Annotated in this window: 22 protein-coding genes; 12 read left to right on the top strand and 10 right to left on the bottom strand. The window is 41.3% G+C overall.

All coding sequences use genetic code 11. The features are described 5' to 3' along the window. Positions 1–7 precede the first annotated feature (7 nt). The 4 genes from ganQ to QRN39_RS15005 form a co-directional block, all read right to left on the bottom strand. On the bottom strand, positions 8–850 hold the full coding sequence (gene ganQ / locus QRN39_RS15020; RefSeq protein WP_212045743.1) for a galactooligosaccharide ABC transporter permease GanQ: 843 nt from the start codon (positions 848–850) through the stop codon (positions 8–10). A 1-nt stretch (position 851) separates the two neighbouring features. Beyond that, the gene (locus QRN39_RS15015) at positions 852–2,123 is read right to left on the bottom strand and encodes a carbohydrate ABC transporter permease (RefSeq protein WP_284907586.1); all 1,272 of its coding nucleotides are present in this window, start codon (positions 2,121–2,123) and stop codon (positions 852–854) included. Between the two features lie 105 nt (positions 2,124–2,228). Continuing rightward, on the bottom strand, positions 2,229–3,494 hold the full coding sequence (gene ganS / locus QRN39_RS15010; RefSeq protein ID WP_284907537.1) for a galactooligosaccharide ABC transporter substrate-binding protein GanS: 1,266 nt from the start codon (positions 3,492–3,494) through the stop codon (positions 2,229–2,231). 172 nt (positions 3,495–3,666) lie between these two features. Beyond that, complete coding sequence (locus tag QRN39_RS15005; RefSeq protein ID WP_284907536.1) at positions 3,667–4,662, bottom strand: LacI family DNA-binding transcriptional regulator; 996 nt, start codon at positions 4,660–4,662, stop codon at positions 3,667–3,669. A gap of 172 nt (positions 4,663–4,834) precedes the next feature. Here QRN39_RS15005 and QRN39_RS15000 point away from each other — a divergent pair, with 172 nt between their 5' ends. Next, the gene (locus QRN39_RS15000) at positions 4,835–5,734 is read left to right on the top strand and encodes a LysR family transcriptional regulator (protein WP_284907535.1); all 900 of its coding nucleotides are present in this window, start codon (positions 4,835–4,837) and stop codon (positions 5,732–5,734) included. Positions 5,735–5,929: 195 nt separating this feature from the next. On the opposite strand, the gene QRN39_RS14995 is transcribed toward QRN39_RS15000, so the two are convergent. The 3 genes from QRN39_RS14995 to QRN39_RS14985 all read right to left on the bottom strand — a co-directional run bounded on the left by QRN39_RS14995 (position 5,930) and on the right by QRN39_RS14985 (position 9,596). Continuing rightward, entirely contained in the window at positions 5,930–7,606 is a 1,677-nt protein-coding gene (locus tag QRN39_RS14995) for a hypothetical protein (RefSeq protein ID WP_268459066.1), read from the bottom strand. Positions 7,607–7,688: 82 nt separating this feature from the next. Further along, positions 7,689–8,099, bottom strand: coding sequence for a hypothetical protein (locus QRN39_RS14990; RefSeq protein WP_003215061.1), 411 nt, complete (start codon positions 8,097–8,099; stop codon positions 7,689–7,691). 12 nt (positions 8,100–8,111) lie between these two features. Then, complete coding sequence (locus tag QRN39_RS14985) at positions 8,112–9,596, bottom strand: lipase family protein (protein WP_284907533.1); 1,485 nt, start codon at positions 9,594–9,596, stop codon at positions 8,112–8,114. Between the two features lie 127 nt (positions 9,597–9,723). Between QRN39_RS14985 and QRN39_RS14980 the strand changes: the two genes are divergently transcribed. From QRN39_RS14980 to QRN39_RS14940, 9 genes are all read left to right on the top strand, one after another. Further along, positions 9,724–10,224: a DUF1433 domain-containing protein gene (locus QRN39_RS14980; protein ID WP_226804485.1), complete on the top strand. Its 501-nt coding sequence runs from the start codon at positions 9,724–9,726 to the stop codon at positions 10,222–10,224. An 84-nt stretch (positions 10,225–10,308) separates the two neighbouring features. Continuing rightward, entirely contained in the window at positions 10,309–10,791 is a 483-nt protein-coding gene (locus QRN39_RS14975) for a DUF1433 domain-containing protein (protein ID WP_284907532.1), read from the top strand. A 69-nt stretch (positions 10,792–10,860) separates the two neighbouring features. Then, positions 10,861–11,340 carry a DUF1433 domain-containing protein gene (locus QRN39_RS14970; RefSeq protein WP_284907531.1) on the top strand — a complete coding sequence of 160 codons (480 nt, stop codon included), beginning with the start codon at positions 10,861–10,863 and terminating at the stop codon, positions 11,338–11,340. 63 nt (positions 11,341–11,403) lie between these two features. Beyond that, the gene (locus QRN39_RS14965; protein ID WP_106066366.1) at positions 11,404–11,883 is read left to right on the top strand and encodes a DUF1433 domain-containing protein; all 480 of its coding nucleotides are present in this window, start codon (positions 11,404–11,406) and stop codon (positions 11,881–11,883) included. Between the two features lie 97 nt (positions 11,884–11,980). Then, complete coding sequence (locus tag QRN39_RS14960; RefSeq protein WP_284907530.1) at positions 11,981–12,916, top strand: nucleoside hydrolase; 936 nt, start codon at positions 11,981–11,983, stop codon at positions 12,914–12,916. Between the two features lie 92 nt (positions 12,917–13,008). Further along, positions 13,009–13,866 (top strand): MurR/RpiR family transcriptional regulator, encoded by an 858-nt coding sequence (locus QRN39_RS14955; RefSeq protein WP_044140358.1) that lies wholly within the window; start codon positions 13,009–13,011, stop codon positions 13,864–13,866. Positions 13,867–14,051: 185 nt separating this feature from the next. Next, complete coding sequence (gene gntK / locus QRN39_RS14950; protein WP_253622001.1) at positions 14,052–15,596, top strand: gluconokinase; 1,545 nt, start codon at positions 14,052–14,054, stop codon at positions 15,594–15,596. Positions 15,597–15,620: 24 nt separating this feature from the next. Continuing rightward, positions 15,621–16,949, top strand: coding sequence for a GntP family permease (locus QRN39_RS14945; RefSeq protein ID WP_050944591.1), 1,329 nt, complete (start codon positions 15,621–15,623; stop codon positions 16,947–16,949). Positions 16,950–17,029: 80 nt separating this feature from the next. Then, positions 17,030–18,136, top strand: a complete 1,107-nt coding sequence (locus QRN39_RS14940; RefSeq protein ID WP_284907529.1) for a DNA alkylation repair protein — start codon at positions 17,030–17,032, stop codon at positions 18,134–18,136. Between the two features lie 31 nt (positions 18,137–18,167). Here the strand turns inward: QRN39_RS14940 and QRN39_RS14935 are convergent, their stop codons facing one another. After that, the gene (locus tag QRN39_RS14935) at positions 18,168–19,505 is read right to left on the bottom strand and encodes an amino acid permease (protein WP_050944589.1); all 1,338 of its coding nucleotides are present in this window, start codon (positions 19,503–19,505) and stop codon (positions 18,168–18,170) included. 318 nt (positions 19,506–19,823) lie between these two features. Between QRN39_RS14935 and QRN39_RS14930 the strand changes: the two genes are divergently transcribed. Beyond that, positions 19,824–21,338, top strand: coding sequence for a methyl-accepting chemotaxis protein (locus QRN39_RS14930; protein WP_137054160.1), 1,515 nt, complete (start codon positions 19,824–19,826; stop codon positions 21,336–21,338). Between the two features lie 42 nt (positions 21,339–21,380). Here the strand turns inward: QRN39_RS14930 and QRN39_RS14925 are convergent, their stop codons facing one another. Together QRN39_RS14925 and QRN39_RS14920 are read right to left on the bottom strand one after the other, a co-directional pair. Beyond that, complete coding sequence (locus tag QRN39_RS14925; RefSeq protein WP_284907528.1) at positions 21,381–22,364, bottom strand: Gfo/Idh/MocA family protein; 984 nt, start codon at positions 22,362–22,364, stop codon at positions 21,381–21,383. Between the two features lie 143 nt (positions 22,365–22,507). Next, on the bottom strand, positions 22,508–22,867 hold the full coding sequence (locus QRN39_RS14920; protein ID WP_003215283.1) for a MerR family transcriptional regulator: 360 nt from the start codon (positions 22,865–22,867) through the stop codon (positions 22,508–22,510). Positions 22,868–23,175: 308 nt separating this feature from the next. On the opposite strand from QRN39_RS14920, the gene yidA reads away from it, so the two are divergent. Beyond that, positions 23,176–23,988, top strand: coding sequence for a sugar-phosphatase (gene yidA, locus QRN39_RS14915; protein ID WP_003215147.1), 813 nt, complete (start codon positions 23,176–23,178; stop codon positions 23,986–23,988). The last annotated feature ends 4 nt before the right edge of the window (positions 23,989–23,992 follow it).

The following is a 23,992-nucleotide window of genomic DNA, read 5'->3' as shown; positions in this document are numbered from 1 at the left end:
TCTCCCCTTATCCTTTTGTCCCGCCTTGTGTGAGACCGGACACAAATTGTTTTTGTAACACAAGAAACAATAAAGCGACTGGAATCGCAATGAGTAAAGCCCCGGCTGCAAAGGTCGTGTAGCTGGCCCCCATTTTGTCTGACACAAGATTGTACAGACCGATCGGGAGTGTATACATTTCGGGTGAGCGGACAATGACACTGGAGATGATGAAATCACCCAGTGGTCCTGTAAATGAGTTGATGGCGACAACCGCCAAAATAGGTTTAGCAAGCGGCATAATAATTTGGATGAAAATTCGAAAATGCCCTGCGCCGTCCATTCTGGCTGATTCATCAAGATCCTTCGGAATCGCATCAAGATAGCCTTTCATTAAATACGTATTCATCGGAATTTGTCCGCCTGCATAAATCAAAATCAGTGCAAGATGGCTGTTAATCAGCCCAAGCATTTGAGCCAAAACGAAAATCGCAATCAGCGCTGAAAATTGAGGAATCATTTGCAGCAGTAAAAAGAGCATCAGCCCATTTTTCCGTCCTTTGAAACGGAATCTAGAGAAGGCATAGCCTGTAAAGCTAACAAGAATCAGCGTTAACAGCATTGTGGCAATACTGATCTTCATGGAGTTCCAATACCATTTCGCATAAAGTGCTCCCGGGCCAAAGAAGAGCTCGGTAAAGTGACTGAACGTTGGATTCTTCGGAAACATACTTGTGCTTATAAGGCTGTTTCCAGGATTAAAGGAAGCACCGATCGTCCAAAGCAGTGGATATAGAATACAAATGGAGGCAATGAAAAGGATAAAATAAGTAATGCTCAGGCGAATGAGCTTGTTTTGTTTTGATCCCATATCACATCATGTCCTCCTCTTTGAATGAATTCGTTCTCTTAAACTGCCAGAGTGCAATGGCGATGACAAAGATTGAAAGTAAAATCGTGACAGCCGCAGCGAGTGCATATTGAGAGGACTGCATCGTGAGTTTATAAATCCAAGACACCAAGATGTCCGTTCCCCCAGCGGTTGACCCCGCAACAGGCGGTCCCCCGCCATTAAATAAGTAGATGATATTAAAGTTGTTAAAATTAAACGTATATTGTGTGATGAGGATGGGTGCAATGGAATAGAGAACAAGCGGTAACGTGATGGACCGGAATTTCTGAAAAAAATTGGCTCCATCAATGGTCGCAGCCTCATATAAATCCTCGGGAATCGCCTGCAAAACGCCTGTTGTCATAATGAAAACGAAAGGAAATCCAAGCCAAGTCTGCATCGCAATGAGGGCAATTTTGCTCCAAAATGGATCTGTTAGCCATGGTTTTGGATCAATCCCTATCGATGCAAAAAGTGTATTGTTAATGGCCCCAAATGTATCATTGAACAGTCCAGCAAACACCAAAATGGTCACAAAGCCCGGAACAGCCCAAGGGAGAATCAAAATGGTTCTAAAAAACCGTTTTCCCTTTAAATCCTTCTGATTGAGCAGAACCGCTAAAAAGATGCCGAGGGCACATTGAAGGGTCGACGCGGCCAAAGTCCATACGACGGTCCAGCCAAGTACATCAATGAAGGTGTCTCGCCAAATATCAATGGAAAAGATATTTTGAAAGTTCTTGATTCCTATCCAGTCGATCAGATTGGCAGGAGGCGAGTGATATAAATCATAGTTCGTAAAGGCAAGCGCAAAGCTGAACATAATAGGAAAGACAACAGAAAATAGAAGTAAAAAGAAAGCAGGAGTGCTCATTAAGTAAGGGAAGCCTTGATCAATGAGCTGATGATATTGAGCACGGATGGAATGAAGTGGTACCCCTTGATCCCGTTTCTTTCCATTCATAAAAGCATCACGCATCATGAGTACATAAAAGCCGATACCAAAACCAGCTGTTAACAGCGCAATAATCCCCTTTGCTAAAAGAAAAACAGAGTTGTCACGAGGCAGCATTGTCCCAAGAGTGAACAGTCCCCAGAAGCCAATATTGAATAAATCATAAAATACAATCAAAAAAGCGGCGCCGAACAGGAAAAAGAGTGCCCCTTTGCCGTACTGTTTGTTGTATATCTGCCCCATCCCGGGTATAAAGGAGAACATTAGCGCCCGTCTCCGGTGTGTCTTTGATTCCATTATGTGTGTGCGGTCTAGTTCAAGGTTACCCGTCACGTCTAACACCTACTTCATATAAAATTAGATCAACTACGGGCAGTTTGATAGACTACCCGCATTTGATGGTTATTTGGAGTGATTTGCTTTAATTTGAGAGTCGATTTGATTGACCGCATCATCAAGTGCCTTTTTCACATCTGTACGACCAGTTGCAATCAGTCCTAATGCACTATCAATCGGCTTCCACACCTCTTCCATTTCAGGATTGTTCGGTGTCAGTGTGGCGTATTTCGTTTGTTTAGAAACAGCATCCGCATTTGCGTTTTCCGTAATGATTGGATCTTTCATCAGTTTTTTCACTGGTGGAATTTCCTCTGTTAATTCAAAGCGCTTCTTTGAATTTTTTTCGTTCGTGATAAATTCAACAAATTTCTCAGCAAGTTCTTTATTTTTAGAATAAGAGGAGACGTTGTAGCTTTTTACACCTAAAAATGAGCTCATATGTTTTCCGTTAGGGAGTGTTGGCAGCTCGGTCACACCATAGTCAATACCCGCCTCTTTATATGGACCAAATGACCAAGGACCAGAAATGACAGCTGCTGCTTTTTTTTCTGTAAATAAGGAGTTGAGGACATTGATTCCTTGTTCACCAATGATGCCTTTCGGGAAAAGTCCTTCGCTAAAGAATTTTTGAATGTATTCTCCGCCTTGGATGGCGCCATCGTTGTTCAAACCAATGTCATTAACATCATAAGAGCCGTCGCTTTTCTGCTTGAAAATATAGCCCCCAGACCCGCCTAAAACACTTTGTGCATAGTAAATTTCATCCCATTTCGCAACAAAACCGTACTTTCCGTCTTTTGTCAGCTTTTTCGAAAGATTATACCAGCCATCAAGTGTCGTTGGTGCCTTTTTGACAAGATCTTTGTTATAAAAAAGGACAGTGGTTTCAACGGATTTTGGCAGGCCATACAGTTTTCCATCTACCGTTTGTGATTGAATCGATTCGTCTGTGAAGGAGTTGATCACTTTTTGATCTGGCTTTATTTCCTGTAATAGCCCCTCAGTGACAGCAGATCCAATTTGATTGTGAGGCATCGTGATGACGTCTGGACCTGTCCCAGCTGCTCCATCTAGACGGAGAGCTTCGATTTGGTCGGCATAAGCTTTTTCGACCACTTTGATTTTCACATCATGTTGTTTTTCGAATTCTTTTACAGCGTCTTCAATCCCCTCAGTTTTTTTGACATCCTCCCACACTAGTAAGGTCTTTGTACCTGTAGATGCTGGCTGTGTTCCGCTTGAATTGTCATCTCCCGGTCCGCAAGCTGAAAGCAGAAGCACAGCAGTCCCAACGACTGCTGATAATGTCGCCCATTTTCCCTTTTTCATTAGTAATCCCCTCTCGTTCTTTTTTCACAGATGATAAGAAAACGCTTTCTTAATGTGAGAATATCAACTTGAGTAAAAAAAGTAAACATATTTTATTAAATTTATTAAGTAAATTTTTTTACTGATGTAGAGAGAAAAGAAGCCCTCCACATTGGATGGGGCTTCCAGTTGTTTAGATTGTACTTTTTCGAAAGACAGGTTCTGAGGCAATCAGCACAGTTTTCGGTAATGTTCTGCCGTCTACAAGTCTTTCTAACAGTAAATCAACTGCTGTTTCACAAAGTAAAGACGTGTGGATATGATACGTGGTGAGCGGTGGTGACACATATTGAGACACATGAATATCGTTGATACTAAAGACGCTCACGCGGTTCGGCAGAGAAAATCCGCGCTCGTTTAATGCTTGTAAGCAGCCGATGGCAAGAGGATCACTAGCGACACAAAAAGCGGAAGGCAGGTCATCACCAAGCTCATCAATCGCCTTCATCATCAGCGCATAACCTTCATCTACTGAGAAATGGTGACCGACATAGACAAATCGTTTATCAAGGACATTGTGAGCCATCATATATTCACGGAAAGTCGTTTCTCGAATATCTGGAATATGCATATTCGTATTCAGATCTAGGTCTGTGCCGCCAATGAATCCAATGGATGTGTGTTCTTTTTCAATAAAAGAATCGATGATCTTTTCAACAATTCGTTTCAGGTTTGGCTTTACAGAATCAATACGGTCTTCATCTGGTGACGTATCAATAAAAACGATATGCTGGGTGATCTCATATAATTGGTCAAGCTCTGACGTTTTAAATCGGCCGATGGCAATGATCCCTTCTGTAGAAGGATCAATGGAGTGAAGCCCATCAGATGGATTGTAAGCGGTGACATTTAAACTCCGAGTATTCGTAAGTTCCTCGATGCCCAGACGGATGGATTTAAAATAAATATCTTCAAGCTCTTCCTTTTCGGTCATCCAATAGAGAAAGGCGATTTTTTTTAATGAATGTTTGAATGTTTTCTTTTGATAGGACAAAGCTTCAGCGGCGGCGTATACTTTCTCACGTGTTTGATCCGTGACAGATAGGTTGGGATCTTGGTTCAGTACGCGAGATACAGTCGCAATGGATAATCCAGCTTTTTCAGCAATGTCCTTTATTTTAGCTGCCAAATCAGCACCTCCTATAGAAAATATCTCCTTCTAGTATAGAGTCTTTAAAAAAATTAGTAAATATTTTTATTAAATTGTTTTCAGTTAAGCGCATCTTTACGCACTGGGAAGGAATTAGTAAGATATATATATGAAAGGTTTTGGATTAAGATTTCTGATAGGAGAGGGACCGATGTATTACGATGCACTGAAGACATTTGTGACAGTTGTGGAAGAGAAAAACTTTACAAAGGCAGCCCAAAAGCTGCGGATTTCTCAGCCAAGTGTCAGTCTTCATATTAAGAACTTGGAGCAGGAATTCCAGACCGTTCTGCTCAATCGTTCGCCAAAGCAATTAACTGTTACACCAACTGGGGATATGCTGTACCATCGATCAAAACAAATCATTCGTTTATATGAACAGGCGAAGCAGGATATTTATGAGCATCATCATCTGGCAAGAGGGAAGCTGACAATCGGGGCGAGTTTTACCATTGGAGAGTACGTGCTGCCACAAATATTGGCAGAGTTTCATCAGCTCTATCCGCATGTGGACATTGAGGTGGTCATTGATAACACAGAGGCGATCGCCAGTCATGTCCGCTTATTCCATGTCGACATCGGTTTGATCGAAGGACAGACGAATGACAAAGAACTGACAGTAGAAACTTTTCTAGAAGACGAGCTCTATATCGTCGCGCCATTAGATCACCCCTTTGCTAAGAAAAAGGATGTCACGATTGATCAATTGCAAAACGAAACATGGATCACGAGAGAAGAGGGATCAGGTACCGGAGAATACTTACAGCACGTCCTGAAATCAAATGGACTGAAAGCACGGACATTTGTGACGTTTAGCAGCAATCAAGCGATTAAAGAGGCTGTGATTCATGGAATGGGGCTTTCTGTTTTATCTAAATATGTCCTCCAGCGAGGCAGCATTGGCGGTGAATTGGCTGTCATTTCTGTGAGAGGAATGGATTTCAAACGTAAATTCTCCTATGTCGAGTCACCGATGACAGGGGGAAATAAAAATAAGGAATTGTTTGTTGAATTGTTAAGGAAAGAGAGAAAAGACGCTTCTCCTCAGTAGGAGAAGCATCTCAGCGTGTAGACAAACCCTCGCATTCGGTGTCAGGTCTTCGCTCCGCTCCGGTACTCGCCCTTCCTAGACTGCAAAGGTTTTCTATCACGCTGAAAAGAAGACAAAGGGCTAAAATCAAGATCATTTTAGCCCTTTGTCAATAATCTGAAAAGACGCTTCTCCTCAGTAGGAGAAGCATCTTTTTTATAACCCTTTAATGTTTATCTCATCAACTGGAAGGAAGATTTCACCCGTATCTGTGTATTTCATGGTGACCTGATCGCCTTCTTTTAAATAAATGACGAGAGGTTCTTTTTCAGATGACATGGTGTAGCTTTTCCCATCGTCTAGCAGGAAGGTAACGGTTGTATAATCACCGGTCTTTTCTTTATACACTCGTTTGACTTTCCCTGTCGTTTCTTTCTTTTCCTGCTTAGAGGAACTGTTAACGGTACCGCCGCCTTTTTGCAGAGCTGTCTTATAGGCTCTCAGTGCTTCGTTTGGTGTAGAAGCGTACGCAGCGATTTCAGGATTGGCTGCAGACACGATAAAGTAGTTTTGCAGGAATCCATTTGAATCGAGAACCGGCGTGAGCCAGCTGGCTTCTCCATAGAAATTATACAGAATTGGCATGCGGCCTTTCCATTTCTTCTCGATGAAACGTTTCTCGATAATTTGCAGAGCGCCTTGAGAATCCATGTAGGACGCTTCAAGATTTCCGGTATAATAAGTCGCTTTTCCTGTCCGGGCATTTGTCAGGGCATACCCAAGCATCGAATCAACGCCCTCTTTCGGACTTGTGAAATCTGTGAAGTAGTACATATCTCCTTTTGCATCAAACACCGGACTCACATTGGCTTCTGTTCCTTCATCTGAAGGCAGCTTCACATCTGATTTTCCAAACATACTGTTCCAGAAACCGTGAATATAGTTTCCGAAATAACTGTTTTGCAGACTGACCGCTTCTGGTGAAACAGCCCCATCAATAAAAGCAGGTACTTGATCTAGAGCATATTTCTTCGTTGCACCTGTTTTGGCATCAACAACGACCACACCGGAAGCTTTAAAGCCGTTTCGGGCAGAGATAAAATCGCCATACGTGCGAATGTAATAAGGCTTTCCATCATCATTGATTTCCAGCTGTGTGTCGCCGTAGAAAATCAAATCAGGGTATTGAAGGCGAATATGACGCTCAATTTCTTTGTTGAAATAAGAGGAAGGTGTGTAGACCATCTCTGTTTTCACAAACTTTGGATTGGCAGATGAGTCGGTCGCACTTAATGTAAAGTAACCCGGCGTACTCCCTGAACGAATCCATTTAAAGAAATCCGAGAATTCCACTGGGGCGATGTACACATACTCACCGTTGACCTTCTGGATTTGCAGGCTGCCAAGCTCATAGTAACTTGTGTTTGGAACCTGTCCGAACGATTTCTTCATTTTGTTCCGAGCAAATTGAGGCGGGACACTCGCAGGTGTTTCCGTCTCATCAAACGCTTTGATTTCGACCTTTTGATCCATTTTGGAGACATCAAATTTCTCATTCGCATTGAATAGAAAAGCTGTCGCCATATAAACACCGAGCAGTAATAAAATAAGAAACAGCACGCCTTTGATCTTACGCTCCAATCCAACTGACAAAAAGGCGCCTGCTGCTGTCACAACAAGTCCAATCAACCAGAGGGATGAAGGGTTACGATCCAAATTGGTCATATAATAGAAAACAAAAATACCGACCATGAACAGCAAAGCAAGGCCTGCAATCCACATTAGCGGAACCTGCTGTTCTGTCCCTTTCTTTCTAACGATCAACTTGAGTGGTGTGAGCAAGAGGGTCAAGACAAGACCGATCACAACCGAAAACAACAAAATATATCCCACAAACAGATCTCCTTTCAAATCAATCACTCTTTTAGTATATACGAGTGAGACGAGGAAAAGATTCATCGGACGGAAGGTTCATCTAAATGCCAATCGAGTCGATGGCGGATTGAACATCTTCTTTCAGTTCGTAAAACTTGAGTCTTTGCTCGATTTTCTCTGTTAAGGCGTCAATGGCTTGTCCTGACATATGCGTATGGATGCGCTTTTGATGTTTATACACTTTGTTCTGAAGCTCATCAATTAGATCTAAAATTTTTCCCGCTTCTTGGCGGTCTTCTGCAAATTCATGTTGAAGCTGATGCCGGATGGCTCTGATTAGCGCTGTTTTCTGCTCTTCTTTGATCTTTGCTTTCAAAGCAGCCAGCTCTGCTGGTGTCATGTCTTCAGTGTGAAAGTTTGTTTGAGAAAAGACGGAGCTTGATGTATGCGTATCTGTCATTCGTTGCAAAAAACGGTCTGCATCTGTTGGTTGTTTCTTTGAAAATTCCATTCCTCGTTCTCCTTAAGAAATGCCCATATTCTTTGCCAGGGCTGTATCTGCATCATGGTATTCTTTTCCTAGCTGGCTCATATCATCTGATATTGAGTCCAGCCACCTTTTTATATTCATCGCGCTATCAATCGCTGTATCATACTCTTTGACGGAATAGAACTCATTCTCAAGTCCCTCTGTTTTTAAGTGGCGAATTACAGCATCCACATCTGATGCCGTCAGCTGGTCATACGAACCAAAACCGACAATTTGTTTGTATCTCGAACGAACTCGTTCTACCGATTGATCCACTTTGTCATCGAGTTTCTCGATTTTGCGAATGATTTGCTGTATATGGTGCTCGGCATATGTCGAGAATTTACGACCTGTGTTCATGAGAACATGCGACTTGATTAAAATTGCCACCACACTTTGCGGGTGAACATTCGACTGACTCAATTGATGTAACATGGCGGCAGTGAGAGAAGGGTTTTTTTTCAACATATCATCAATGGTTTCAACGGAGCCATCTGATGAAAAGGCATACCGATCTAAGCCATGGCTGCCGGCGAGGGCTTCAAGGAATAAATTCGCATCCAGTGAAGGATTCACACTCATTGCCCGATTGAGGAGATCTTTCATGAATTGGACGGCTTTGGAGGAATCCTCGGAGTAATCGACGCCTTCAGGTAAAGCGGCATCATACATCACTTTCACACGACCGATTTCTGTCGTATGTCGATTTAAAAGAGAAAGCCCGTCATTGAGATTGATATATTCTGTTAATCTACTGCGGTAATCACCTTTTAATGCTTTGGCTTGGAGGCCATCCGGTAGATTGGGGTAAATATTCGGATTCTCAAAGGTGACCCCGCCTTTAATAAAATCATTTTTAACAAGAACATAGGACGCATTCGATCCGCCAAGTGAATGCCCTGTCACATACATCTTGGCATTTGGCATTTTCTTATGTATTTCTTTCGCATAACGATCCGCTTGAACCATTTGATTCTCTGCGCCATTTTCAAAGGGAATATTTTTAATCAGATACTTTGTATCCGAAACCATCCAATCTTGAACAATTTCATTTGTATAGGCGGTTGTGCCTGTTGTCAACTTAGTCGTCACTTCCTGTGAACCCTTCGACCGACTAAAAGGAGGCAGCTTCGTCAAAATGGTAGAAAGAAGATCATCTGACTCTTTTTTTCCATGTTTTTTAATGGTATCTTTATATTGGCCAGCGCCAATCGGTTCTGACCCGCGGTAGGCGATGACGGCGTTTTTGATTTTGGTGAGGTCTTTGCCTTTGTTTGAAATACGATAATCCTCTCTTGAGACAAGGGTTAGTGCGTTAAGTCCTTTTTTTGTTTCTATATGGTCAATGACATACATGGTTTTACCGCTTTTTAAGCGTATATCTTTCGGATATGTATAATTAGAAATATCATAAGACTCTGACGATATATCATTATAATCTTTATCGCTAAGTCGATTAATTGAGTTTATCGTGGGCAATTTTTACACTCCTGTAATTTTTATCATAAATATTATATTATAGAGAGAAATAAATATCTATTATAAGTTTAATAATTAAGTAATTTAAAGATGAATGTTAACTTTCAAAAGGTGGAAGATATTTTATATGAAGAATAAAATCAAAATTTCGATTATTTTTATTGCCCTTATTACTATTATTTCAGTTACACTGTTTCTTTTAAACGGTAAGCAATCTCAAACAAATGAATCTGGAGGAAAGGTCATCGTGCAAGAAAAAGAAAAAAGTGAACAACAGAAGGCAGAAGAATTCGCAGAGAAAATGAAGCCGAAAATAGAAAAACGTTTGCATAAAATGGATATTCATAATTTTATCGAAACTATATCTTTTAAAAAAGGAGTAACCATTAATCCGATGGGATATATAAGAGTGAGGGGATATGTGAATGGCGAGCCAGAAAGGTTTGAGTTTTCTGCATCATTAGAATATAGATCTAATGAAGTCGGTTCTATGAGCATCTCATCTGATTTATCAGACCGTTTCGAGAATTGGGCTGATTTTGATCCACAAGTGAAAGAAGATTTTTTGAATAGCCTTTCTAAAAAAGAACGTGAACAGTATCTTAAGGATATTGGAGAAAAAGAGTAAAGCAGGTACTCACCTACCTGTTTTTATTTTTGCCAATTTCATAGATAGATTGATTAAAAGTTCATTAAGGAGTTTTTGCTTTTTATGAGAAATACAATGAAGTTTTCTATCATAATTGTGGTCGTTATCATCTCATTAACTGCGTTCATTGTACAGTACATTAATCAGAGTCTGTCAGATGATGTAGTGCAAGAAAAAAGCGATCAAGAAAAAGCAGCAGAGTTTGCAGAGAAGATGAAACCAAAAATCGAAGAATATTTACATAAAATGGACATTCACGACTTTATAAAATCTATTACGTTCGAAAAAGATGTGACTATTAATCCCATGGGGGATATTGTTATTGACGGGTATGTGAATGATGAGCCGGTAAAGTACAATTTTTCAGCATCCCTACAATATAGGTCTAAAAAGATAGGTTCAATGAGTTATTCATACGAGTTATCAATTCGATTCAGGGACTGGGAAAAATATAAAGATGAACCGGAATTAAAAGAAAATTTCCTGAAAAGTCTTCCCAAAAAGGAACGCGAACAATATCTGAAAGATGTTGGTGAAAAAGAGTAAAACAGGTACTAGCTTACCTGTTTTTATTTTGTCAAGGCTGATTAAGTTCACTAAGGGGGTTTGTCTTATATGAGAAACGTAATGAAACTATCTATCATTATTGTGGTTGTCATCATCTCAGTTACTGCCTTTGTTGTTGAGTATATTGATCATAGTGTGTCAGAGGAAATAGTGGAAGAGAAGAACGATCAAGAAATAGCAGAAGAGTTTGCAGAGAAGATGAAGCCTAAGGTTGAAGAGCACTTGCACAAAAGAGATATTCATAACTTTATCAAAACCATAACGTTTGAAAAAGATGTGACCATCAATCCTATGGGGGATATTATAATCGATGGCTATATAAATAATGAACCGGAGAAGTACGGATTTTCAGCTTCTTTACAATATAGAGCTAAAAAAATAGGTTCAATGAGTTATGATCCTGAGTTGTCATATCGTTTTAAAGATTGGGATAAATTTAAAGATGAACCAGAATTAAAGGAAAATTATCTTAAAAGACTCTCTGAAAAGGAACGAGAACAGTATCTTAAGGATATTGGAGAAAAATAATAAAACAGGTAATCACCTACCTGTTTTTTATTTTTCATTATTAAGAAGGTGGCAATGGTAGACATGAAAAACACAATAAAACTTGTATCTGTTTTGGTCGTTATCATCATTGTCTCAGTGACTTCGTTAATCACTCAGCACAATAAGCAAAGTAAATCAAATGATGTGGTAAAAGAAAAGAGCGATCAAGAAAAAGCAGAAGAGCTCGCAGAAAAAATGAAGCCTAAAATAGAAGAATTTTTACGCAAAGAAGACATCCATCAATTTATTAAGACCATAACGTTTAAGAAGAGGGTAACTATTGATCCAATGGGCTACATCGTAATTAGAGGATATATAAATGGTGAGCCAGAAAAGTACGAGTTCTCCGCTTCATTAAAGTATAGAACAAAAGAAATCGGTTCAATGAGTTATTCAGCAGAACTAGGAGATCGTTTTGAGAACTGGGATGATTTTAATCCTCAAGTGAAAGAAGACTATCTGAATAGTTTATCTAAAAAAGAACGCGAACAGTATCTCAAAGACATCGGAGAAAAGGAGTAATTACAAGTGTTCAACTTCTGATTATCTCCAAATCGTTGAAAAGGTATATGCTATCATTCCCCTAACAACACTTTCAAATAAGGGAGAGATTTCAATCATGGCAAATAAAAAGAAATTGATCTTGGACGTAGATACTGGAATTGATGATGCGATTGGGATTTTGCTGGCAGTGAAAAGTCAGCAGTTTGATATCTTGGGGATTACAACGGTGTGTGGGAATGTGTCTGTCAATGCGGCTACATTGAATACGTGTAAAGTGCTTGAGCTGGTTGAGGCAGATGATATTCCTGTCATCAAAGGTGCAGCAACCCCTCTTTTAAGAGCGCCCCATTATGAACATCGGGTGCACGGCGAGGATGGGATTGGTGGTGCTTTAAAGGATGCTCAGCCTATGAAAAAAGCAGATGCTGGTTTTGCGCCTGATTTTATCATCGACCGGGTGATGCAGTATTCGAAGCAGGTTACGCTTGTGTTGACAGGACCTTTAACGAATTTAGCTCTTGCAGTGAAAAAGTGCCCTGAGCTGATTCATCACGTGAAAGAAGTCATTTTTATGGGTGGTGTCGTGCAGGGACAGGGGAACGTCACGCCGGTAGCGGAATTTAATACATATGCAGACCCAGAAGCGGCAAAGTTAGTGCTGGATGCAGGGTTCCCTTCATTGACTCAAGTGGGATTAGATGTCACGAGACAGGTCTTGCTTACGGATGAAAGAATTGATGCGATTCAGAATGAAACGTTGGCCCATTATATTAGAGAGAGTACAAGCATTTACCGTCAGCGCTATTTTGAGCGCAATGGTGTGTGGGCGTGTGCCATGCATGATCCGCTTGCTGTAAGTCTTGCCATTGACAAGCAGCTCGTGAGCACACAGGCTTTTCATGTGGACGTCGAGACGAAGAGTGAGTTTTGTGATGGACAGATGATCTGTGATTTTCAGCATCAATGGGAGAAAGAGCGCAACGTTCAAGTGTGTACGGATGTAAATGCTGACGCTTTCTTTGATTTATTGATCAAAACAATGAACGCTTAAAAAAGAAGTCTGTGCAAACAGGCTTCTTTTTTATAAGATGGGAACATGAGGAAATGTATGCGTTCACATGAATAAGGGAGGAGTGAAGTCAATTGGCTTCTGTTAGTTTAAGTAGTATTGAAAAAATACGAGCAGCAAGCAGGGGATTGCCGCCAAAGCTGAAAGCAATTGCAGAGCATATTACGAGTGAGCCCCGCGACATCATCCATTTATCTATTGTCGAGCTTGCGAAAAAAACTGCAAGCTCAGAGGCAACGATTTTTCGTCTTTGTAAAAGGCTTGGATTTGAGGGCTTTCAAGATTTGAAGATTGCTATTGCCCAGGAAATAGACCAAACAAAGCCTAATTATGTAGATGAAGAAATGAGTCTTGATGATGATATGGCTATTTTTATGCAAAAGGTTTTTCAGACGAATATATCCGCTTTAAAGGATAGCTTTCAATTGTTGAATCCAGAGGATGTAGAAAAAGCCATACAAATCATTCATGAAGCAAAACGCTTAGAGTTTTATGGAAGTGGTGGATCTGGGCTCATTGCGACAGACGCTTTTCATAAATTTATGAGGACAGGCATCAACTGTATTGTTCACACAGATTCTCACTTTCAAGCGATGTCTGCTGGTCTTCTTGATCAGCACAGTACAGTGATCGGTATATCTCATTCTGGACGAAATAAAGATTTGCTCGATGCGATGAAAACAGCAAAGAGTAAAGGAGCTAAAACCATCGGTATTACAAGCTATCAGCGCTCACCATTGAGTCAGCTTGCAGATGTCACGTTGTATACTGCGACACAAGAAACGGCTTTTCGAACAGAAGCGATGTCCGCAAGACTTGCGCAGCTGACGGTCATTGACGTTCTATATTTTGCACTTGCTCACTTAAGGCAGCAGGAAACAATAACAAATTTAAAGCAAATGCGAGAAACCATTTCACAAAAAAGAGTGTAATGATTCCAAAAATAAATTTTTCTTATAATGAAAAATGCTGATGTGGTAACGATTGTGAGCTTTTTAGTGAAAATAATTTTCTTTTTGGTCGTTGAATGTCGAAAAAATTATTTTTATAATGGGATCTAACAGGCAATTCAAAAACTACATATGTGACTTCAAATCAATGATTGGGCGTGATACAGATGAAGGGGAACCAGGCGGTAATTGGTTTGGATATTGGAACAACAAGTACAAAGGCGGTTCTGTTTGGACCTCAGGGGAAGGTATTAGCGAAGCATTCAGTTCCTTATGAGCTCATTCAGCCCCAGCCAGCATGGGTTGAGCAGGATCCTGAAAAGATATTAGAAGCCGTCATTGCGAGTGTAAGAGGTGCATTGACGAAAGCAGCATTTGATGAAGAAAATCTTATAGGCATCGGGATCAGTACAGCGATGCATTCCTTAATTGTGATGGATAAGGATGGAAAAACATTAACGAACAGTATCATTTGGGCAGATAACAGAAGTGCAGAACAAGCGAAACGAATCAAATCAGATATGGATGGCTTCCACATTTATAAAAGGACAGGTACTCCGATCCATCCAATGTCACCGCTTTCAAAAATACGTTGGATCAAGGAAATGGCACCTGAAGTCTTCAAGAAGGCAGCAAAATTTATTTCGATCAAAGAATATATTCTTTATCATTTTTTCGGTCAGTATGTCGTCGATTATTCAATCGCTTCAGCAACGGGACTGTTCCAATTGGAAACGCTTCGATGGGATGAGAAGGCGCTTCGTATTGCTGGAATTGAAGCCTGTCAACTATCTGAACTTGTCCCAACGACATATCAACTGAAAGGACTTCAGCCAGAGATTGCACTGCGCATGGGCATTAAAGAAGATACACCATTTGTCATTGGTGCGAATGATGGCGTTCTAGCGAATTTAGGTGTGGGCGCGATTGGCAAAGGAGAGGTGGCTGTTACGATTGGGACAAGCGGTGCTGTCCGTACGGTTGTAGACAAACCAATTACAGATGAGCAATCAAGAACGTTCTGCTATGCCCTGACAGATAAGCATTGGGTTGTAGGAGGACCGACCAATAATGGCGGGATCATGCTGAGATGGCTGAAGGATGAATTCGGGTCATCAGAGGTGGAGGTAGCAAAGCGTCTAGGGGTGGACCCTTACGATCTGATGATGGATATCGCGGAAAAGGTTCCAGCTGGTTCTGAGGGTTTGCTGTTTCTGCCATTTTTATCAGGTGAGCGGGCACCTTATTGGAATCCAAATGCGAGAGGCACCTTCTTTGGAATCGGTCTTCAGCATAAGCGGGAGCATTTTATTAGAGCTGTGTTAGAAGGCGTCATTATGAGTGTTTTCTCGATCGGTGTTGCCTTAAGAGATTTAACCGGTTCAGCAAAGGATGTCAGAGCTTCGGGCGGATTTGCACGATCTCCGCTGTGGCGGCAAATTTTAGCGGATACGATGGGTAGAGAAGTGCTTGTTCCAGAAAGCTACGAGGCGTCAGCACTGGGGGCGGCTGTCCTTGCACTTTATAGTTTAGGTCATATGGAAGAGATAGAAGAGGTTCAAGAGTGGATTCGAATCTCTGCTCGTCATGAACCTAATATGAAGAACAATGAAACTTACATAGAGCTGTTTTATTTATATGAGCGCCTCTACGACAAACTGAAGGATGAATTTGATGTCATTAGTGCGCTGCAATTAAAACAAAATCGTTAAACATCAGGGAAAAGGTGGGAGAACATGCTTTTATTCATCGTGATTGCGGCGATTGTCCTTTTACTCATTCTCATTACAGTCGTTAAGTTGAATCCATTTGTGAGCTTAATTATTACTTCGATGCTAGTGGGCTTTGCGACGGGGATGGATTTGCAGGAAATCATTCAATCGATTAAAACGGGATTAGGCAATACGTTATCATTGCTGGCCATTGTTCTAGCGCTTGGTACCATGCTTGGGAAAATGATGGCTGAATCAGGGGGAGCAGAGCGAATAGCTCAAACTTTAATCGGCCGGTTTGGGACGAAGAATGTGCATTGGGCAATGATGTTTGTTGCTTTTATCGTGGGGATACCTGTCTTTTTCCAGGTCGGTTTCGTTCTTCTCATTCCTTTACTTTTTACAATTGCCATTGAAACAGGCATCTCGCTCGTGACCATTGGGATCTCGTTAATCGCTGGCTTGTCTGTCGTGCATGGGCTAGTCCCGCCTCATCCAGCGGCAATGGCAGCCGTTGGCATCTATCATGCCAACGTGGGGAAAACCATTTTCTTCTCTATTATTGTGGGATTGCCGACAGCGATTATTGCTGGCCCGCTGTACGGTAAGTGGATTGGAAAACGGATACATAAACCCGTTCCGGAGATGCTGAGAAAGCAATTCACTGAACGAAATGAAGATCGAAGGCTCCCCGGCTTTGCGAATACGATGTTTACCATATTGGTGCCAGTGATTCTGATGCTTCTTGCCACATTGGCGGACATTATCTTACCAGAGGACAATATGTGGTTCCAGATATTCAAGTACATCGGAGATCCAATAACAGCACTGCTGATTGCAACAGTTTATTCATTTTTCAGTCTTGGCTTTATGCAAGGAATGAGCCGTGACCGGGTGCTTTCCTTTAGTAATGAGTGCTTAGGTCCGATCGCTTCCATCTTGCTTGTCATTGGAGCAGGAGGAGCTTTCAATAATGTGCTCATTGATTCAGGTGTCGGTGATTATATTGCAGATTTAGCCAAACACTCGCCGATTTCACCGATTTTGCTTAGCTGGCTGATTGCTGCAGTGATTCGTGTGGCAACAGGATCTGCGACGGTATCCATGATGACGGCAGCAGGTATTGTAGCACCAATTGCTGCAACTATGCCTGATGTGAGCAGGGAGCTGCTTGTGTTAGCAACAGGAGCAGGTTCATTAATTTTATCTCACGTCAATGACTCTGGTTTTTGGCTGATCAAGGAGTATTTTGGTATGACCATTAAAGAGACGTTTTTGACATGGACGGCTATGGAGACGATCATTTCCGTTAGTGCCATTGCATTTATTATGATCATTAATATGTTTATATAGCGAACAACAGCCTAGTTCTTTGGAATTGGGCTGTTTTTAATACCACTTTCTTCAGATTGGGGTAAAATAATGATATTGAAATGTGGGAGGTGGACACGATTGAACCATTAAAACATGTGTACAATGAATTATTTATCCAAGAATTAGCGGAGAAACTTACGCAGGCTTCAACTGTATTTGATGCTGAGCCATTCCAGCGGCTCGTATTTCAAGAGGATTGGCAGCAGCTTGAGTTAAAAGGACGGATGAGACGAGTCACTGAATCGATGCATGCCTGTCTACCAGAGGATTATGAGCAGGCAATTGAGGTACTGCGTCAGGCAGCCCCGCATTTTTCAGGACTTAGTGCGCTTGTATTTCCAGACTACGTCGAGACGTACGGCCTTGCACACTGGGACCTCTCGATCAAGGCGCTCGAATTCTTCACACCCTTTTCCACTTCTGAATTTGCCGTTCGGCCATTTCTGATTCAAGATCAGGACAAAATGCTGGCGCAAATGCTCGTATGGTCTCAGGATCAAGAAGAGCACATACGGAGGCTGGCTAGTGAAGGCTGCAGACCGCGTCTGCCATGGGGCTTATCTGTCCCTTCGCTTAAAAAGAATCCTTCGGTCACGCTGCCCATTTTGGAAAACTTGAAGGCAGACCCGTCGCGGTATGTGCAAAAAAGTGTAGCGAATCATTTAAATGATATTTCTGCAATTCAGCCAGATCTGATGAAACAGACGGTTCAAAGCTGGTATGGAACCAACAAACATACGAACTGGATTGTCAAACATGCATCTCGTACCTTACTCAAAAAAGGAGATCCAGATATTATGGCGTTATTTGGCTATGGGGACGATCCATCCGTTCAGGTAACGGATTTGAAGATCATACAAAATCCTATTCGGATCGGTGAGAAAATGACATTTCATTTTACCCTACAAGCCGATAAGCCGCTAAAGCTGCGTGTAGAGTATGCCATAGACTACGTCAAAGCTCGGGGGACCCGCAATCAAAAGGTATTTAAAATCACAGAGTTTGAAACAGACGCAACGTTACATAGAGAATTCGTCAGGTCACAGTCTTTTCAAAATATGACGACAAGAAAACACTATGAAGGAACCCATACATTAACAATCATCATCAACGGCATCCCGAAAGCGTCAGTTGATTTTGAAGTGACAGAAGACAGCAGCTCATGAAAAAACCCGCCTCATTGGCGGGTTTTAGCGTTTAAGCCTTCTTTTTCATTAAGAATGAAGCGATGATGGCTGCGACTAAGAAACCGATGCTGATAATCGAGCTAGGCAAGTTTTCTTGTCTGAATAGAAACATCACAAAACTCACACTTAGTACAAGACCTGCAAATAAAGTCAAATACGGAAACAGCCACACCTTAAAATAAGGCTCCTGTGGATATTTCGGGCGAAGTTTCAGATGTGCCATGCAAATGCTAATCCAAATGAGTGAAACAGCAAAACCAGGAATAGCCAGCATATAACTGAAAATTTGCTCTGGGTATAAGTAAGCAAAGAATGTTCCGATGAGAAGAAACAGAACGGTCACCCATAAACTCAAAATGGGTACGCCTCTTTTATTGACCTGTGCCAGTTTTTTCGGACCGCCATCTGATTTAGAGAGAGAATGCATCATTCTCGTCGTGCCATAAATGCCAGAATTGGCCGCCGATAGAACGGCTGTAATCAATACGAAATTAATGAAGTGAGAGGCGCCTTGCATACCGGCTGCTGAAAAGACTTGAACAAATGGGCTGTTATTTGGATCAATTTGATTCCAAGGAATGAGTCCACAGATGATCAAAATCGGCAAAGTGTAAAATAAGATAATACGCCACATCATACTTTTAACAACACCAGGCAAGACCTTTTCGGCATCCTTTGTTTCTGTAATAGTCAGCCCGATCAATTCAGAGCCCCCATAAGAGAAAATAACAACTAATAAAGAGGCAAAGATCGCACCCCATCCGTTCGGGACGAAGTTTTGATAGTTGGTGAGTGCAGATGTGCTTTGTTCGTTCGGAATGATCCCAAATAATAGAGCTGCACCAAGAATAATAAACACAATAATAACGAAAATCTTCATTCCAGCGAACCAAAACTCAATTTCACCAAAGTATTTTACATTATTTAAGTTAATTCCGATGACTAAGAGAGAGCAGAGTAAACATAGTGACCATAGCGGCACGTTCGGTAACCAGTATTGAAGCAGGCTGCCTGCCGCAATAATCTCGATGACACACACAGTGAGCCACATGAAACAGTAAACCCAGCCGACGACAAATGAAAAACGTTGACCAAGCGCAATCTGTATCAGGTCGCGAAGGTTATTTCCTGGATAGACAATCGCCATTTCAGCTAAGGCTGCCATCACGATGAGCAATAATAATCCGGCAAATACATAGGAAAAGATGACCCCAGGACCTGCTAAACCGATTGTATCGGCACTTCCTTTAAAGATTCCTGTACCAATGACCCCGCCCAATGCAATCATGCGAATGTGACGCGGTGATAAAAGCTTTTTTAATTCTTGTTGTTCCTGATTCGCGCTCATGACGTTCTCCTTTTTTAAAAATGCTTATGTTCCATTTTCTTTTTTCGGGACGTCAGTGTCAATATAAAAAAAGAGATTTTTCAGACAAAAAAGTCGGTTGATTCTATCAAATGAGCCGTTTTCTTCCATAAGTCCTTTCTATGACCCATCCCCAAAATCTGAAACTTCGTGAAAAAATGAACATTTGCCTTCATTCTGACATAAACAATTTTCAGTTTTTGTCGATATATCAACTGTATTACTAAAGTCCTAATAAAGAATTGTTTATAACTGTAAAATATTTCAAAAAGCATGAAGAAATGAAAGGAGTTATGAAAGATGTTTATGAGAAAAGCAAATGATTCATCGTCGGGAACCCTTTTAAATGAGAGCAGTCGATTAGTAGAACGAATTGAGAAGGGAGACCTTTCAGCAAGAATAGATACTGCTGCATTCTCTTCAAGTCAAACGATTGAAGCAGTAGCCCAAATAAATGAAGCTTTGCAAAAGATGCAGGAAGTTAATGAAGATATTCAAATGCGTATGAATTTAGTGACAAAAGCCATTCAAGTTGGTTTATGGGATATGGTCGTGATCGCTGGAGATCCGGTCAATCCAAAAAATGAATTCACATGGACGGATGATTTCCGCAAAATGATCGGCTTTCAAAACGAGCACGATTTTCCGAACGTTTTAGACAGCTGGGCATCTCGAATTCATCCGGATGAACAAGAATATACCCTAAATGCATTCTCTTCGCATTTATCGGATCATTCGGGACGTACACCATATGATATCGAATATCGCTTGAAGTTGAAAAACGGAGATTATCGCTGGTTCAAAGCAACTGGCACGACTATTCGTGATCGAAATGGTGTCCCTCTTCGTGTGGCGGGAGCTCTTTTTGATATTCATGATCAGAAATTAAAAGAAGAAGAACTGCAAGCATTCGTGACGAGATATGATTTGATCAACCGTGCGCTTGTGGAAGCTCCTTGGGACATGGTCGTAGAGGCCGGCGATCCAGTCAATCCATACAATGAGTTCTGGTGGTCCCCGCAGTTCAGAAAAACGCTTGGTTTTACGGACGAAAAGGATTTCCCGAACGTATTAAGCAGCTGGAGCGACCGCCTGCATCCTGAGGATCAAGAAAAAGCTCTCCAAGCCTTTGCAGATCATTTAAATGATCACTCTGGACGCACACCATTTGATATTGATTACAGATTGCAGAGTAAAAATGGCGAGTATCGCTGGTATCATGCCGGTGGTGAAACCATTCGTGATGAAAAAGGTGTTCCTCTTCGTGTGGCTGGAACCATTCGTGACATCACGTTAGAAAAAAACAAAGAGAAAACAGCCGATGAAATGGCTTCACAAGTAGAACAGCTTTCAAGTTCAATCAGCGAAATGGTATCAGGCATTAGCTCTGTGACAAATCAAGCGCAGGAGCTGGCTGTCGCTCAAGAGCAGTCAACGTCTGCCGCACACTTAGCAAAAAATAGTGCAGATGAGACGAAAAATATTTCTGACTTGATTAAAGAAGTAGCGAACCAAACGAACCTGCTTGGTCTAAATGCTGCGATTGAAGCGGCCAGAGCTGGTGAGCAGGGACGAGGATTCTCGGTCGTTGCAGATGAAGTGCGTAAGCTGGCGCTTCATAGTGCCAATGCAACGGAGAATATCGAATCTAGCTTGACGGAAATGAAAACGCAAATTGATGAAATTCTTGAAAATATCTCGAATATGACAGCTCTTACGCAAACACAGGCTGCTTTAACAGAGCAAGTAAATGCTGCAGTCGATGAAGTGAATCACATGTCTCAGCGTCTTGTGGCGTATTCAAAGAGTATTTAATTGTCAGAAACCGCCCTCTCGTGTAGAAGGCGGTTTTTATCATTAAAATTGATCTGCTGGGAAAACAATACCTGCATCATTTCTTGCAGCATCAAGGACTTTCATCACAGAAAGACTCTCATCAAGCCATGCATAGCACTGTTCATGATTATTTGTTTCAATGATGTGCTGAAAAGCCTCTGCTTCATAAAACAGGCGGTTTGAATTTGTTTGTGCATTAAGTGAGATCACCTGGTCATTCACATGAAGCAGCACTTCCTCACAGCCATTCGCCCCATTTTTCACATGAATGAAGCCCTTTTCTCCTTGAATCAATGCAAAATTCATGCTGCTTGTATCCTTACTGCCGACACTTGTCGCAATGAAATCATTGTAGGTGAAAGTCAAAACACCAGATGTATCGATGCCATTGGGATGACGGTTTGCCTGGTAGCGGATCTGTTCCGGTGATCCGAAGAGATTCATGATGAAATGTACATTATAGATATTAATATCCATCAACGCTCCTCCTGAGAATTCAGGGTTAAAGACATTTGGCGTTTCGCCGGCTAGCAGCTGATTGTATTTGCTTGAATATTGACTATAGTTGCATTGAACCAGTTTGATTTTACCTAATTGATGAAGGTGTTTTTTGATTAAATGATAGTTTGGCATATGAACGGTCGTAATGGCTTCAAAGAGGAGAAGCTGCTTTTCCTTTGCGAGTGCGATTAAGGCTTCCAGCTCTTTGACATTAGAGGTGAAAGGCTTTTCGCAAATCACATGTTTTCCGTTTCTTAATGCAGCCGTGGCATGCTCGCTATGTAATCGATTCGGTGACGCAATATAAACAGCGTCAATGTTTGGATCTTCTAGCATAGCCGTTAAATCCGTATAAGTCGTTTTTACACCAAATTGGTCTGCGAGCTTCTTTGCCGTTGCTTCCTTTCTTGAATAGACGGCATGACAAGAAGCGCCATCAAGCTTTTCAATCGCTTGCAAGAAGCTTTCCACAATCACACCTGTTCCAATGGTTGCAATGTTCATTCTATTCAAAACCCCTTCCACTCGTTTGATATCAAGTAAAGCTGTCTCTAGTATAACTGATGTTTAAATCGTACGCGCACTTGAGACCTGGGCGTAGAGGGGCGCCAGTGGCAACACTGGCACATCTTTGGCAACCCTTACAATTAGCTGATGTTCGCTAATGTTTGTTTTGTTAATAATTGAATGGCAGCTTTCCTCTTCTTTAACTCTTGAATGGAGTGTTGAATATCCTCAACTTTTTGTTCGAGCAGCTGTTCAGCTTCTGTCTTTGATTGTTTTTCAAATAGCGATTTAATAATTTCACGAATTTCTTTGAGTGAGAAATCTAGCTTTCTTGCTTCTGTGATAAAGGATAGCATGAGTACATATTTTTTATCATATAAACGATAGCCGTTATGTGCTCTCTTTGGTTCGGGGAGCACACCCTCATTTTCATAAAAACGAATGGTTTCAATATGCACACCAGACATTTTTGACAATTTACCTCTAGTAAACGTAAGCATTCCCTGCACCTCCTTTCTTTGCTATCCATCATACAATTAGATTTGTTAGTTTCAAAATATTCAGTGGTGAACATTTGTCTTCATTTTCCCGTTGGAAAAGGGTAGAAACTCTATTTAAAGCAGGATGAATAGAATACGATATAATAGAGAAGGCATATGACAATTTTGTTACAGTGAGAACAAGTAGACAGCGTGATGAAAAAACGATAGGCTAAAATAGGTAAATAGTAATGATATAACCTGTCATCATATAGATGATGGCTCAAAATAGTGCAGCACGTTTTTTGCTGAGAAAAGGGGACCAGTGAATGTATAAATTAGTTGCAATTGATATGGATGGTACGTTATTAAATGATCAACATATGGTGCCGGATGAGGTGTTTGAAGCCATTCAACAGGCGAAAGCAGAGGGCGTTAAAATTGTGTTATGTACAGGACGGCCTATTGGCGGAGTGAATCGCTATTTAGATGATCTTCAGCTCAATCAAGAGGGAGATTATGTGATTGCCTATAATGGGGCGCTCGTCCAAAACAGTCACACAAATGAAGTGGTGTCAGAACTGACGTTATCCTATGAGGATTTAACTTCTTTATATAAGCTGAGCCGTGAGCTCGATACACCGATGCATTATTTCGATTCCGCTCATTTGTACACACCGAATCGTGATATTAGTGAGTACACAGTACTTGAATCTTATTTAACAAAGCTGCCGCTTAAATATTTACCTGTTGAAGAGGCAGACCCTTCAATGAGACTTCCGAAGATGATGTATATTGATCAGCCAGAACGGTTGGAAAAGACGATACAAGCCATTCCATCTGAAGTAAAAGACAAGTACATGATGGTGAAAAGTACAGATTTCTTCCTTGAAATCCTGCATCCTGAAGTCAGCAAAGGGAATGCCGTGAAGCTTCTAGCGAAAGAGCTGGGGATTGCTCGTGAAGAGGTCATGGCCATTGGTGACAATGGGAACGACGTATCGATGCTGGAATTTGCGGGCTGTGGTGTTGCCATGGGAAATGCCATTGATGATGTCAAAGCAGTAGCGGATGTTGTGACAAAGTCCAATAATGAAGCCGGCGTTGCACATGTCCTGCATGAGTTAGTTTTAGGGAAATAAACGA

The sequence above is a fragment of the Bacillus sp. lyk4-R2A-2 genome (assembly GCF_030209735.1).
In the GTDB taxonomy this organism is placed as follows: Bacteria; Bacillota; Bacilli; order Bacillales; family Bacillaceae; genus Bacillus; species Bacillus pumilus.
The sequence above is the reverse complement of the archived record's forward strand: the minus strand, read 5'-3'. Positions and strand labels throughout refer to the sequence as shown.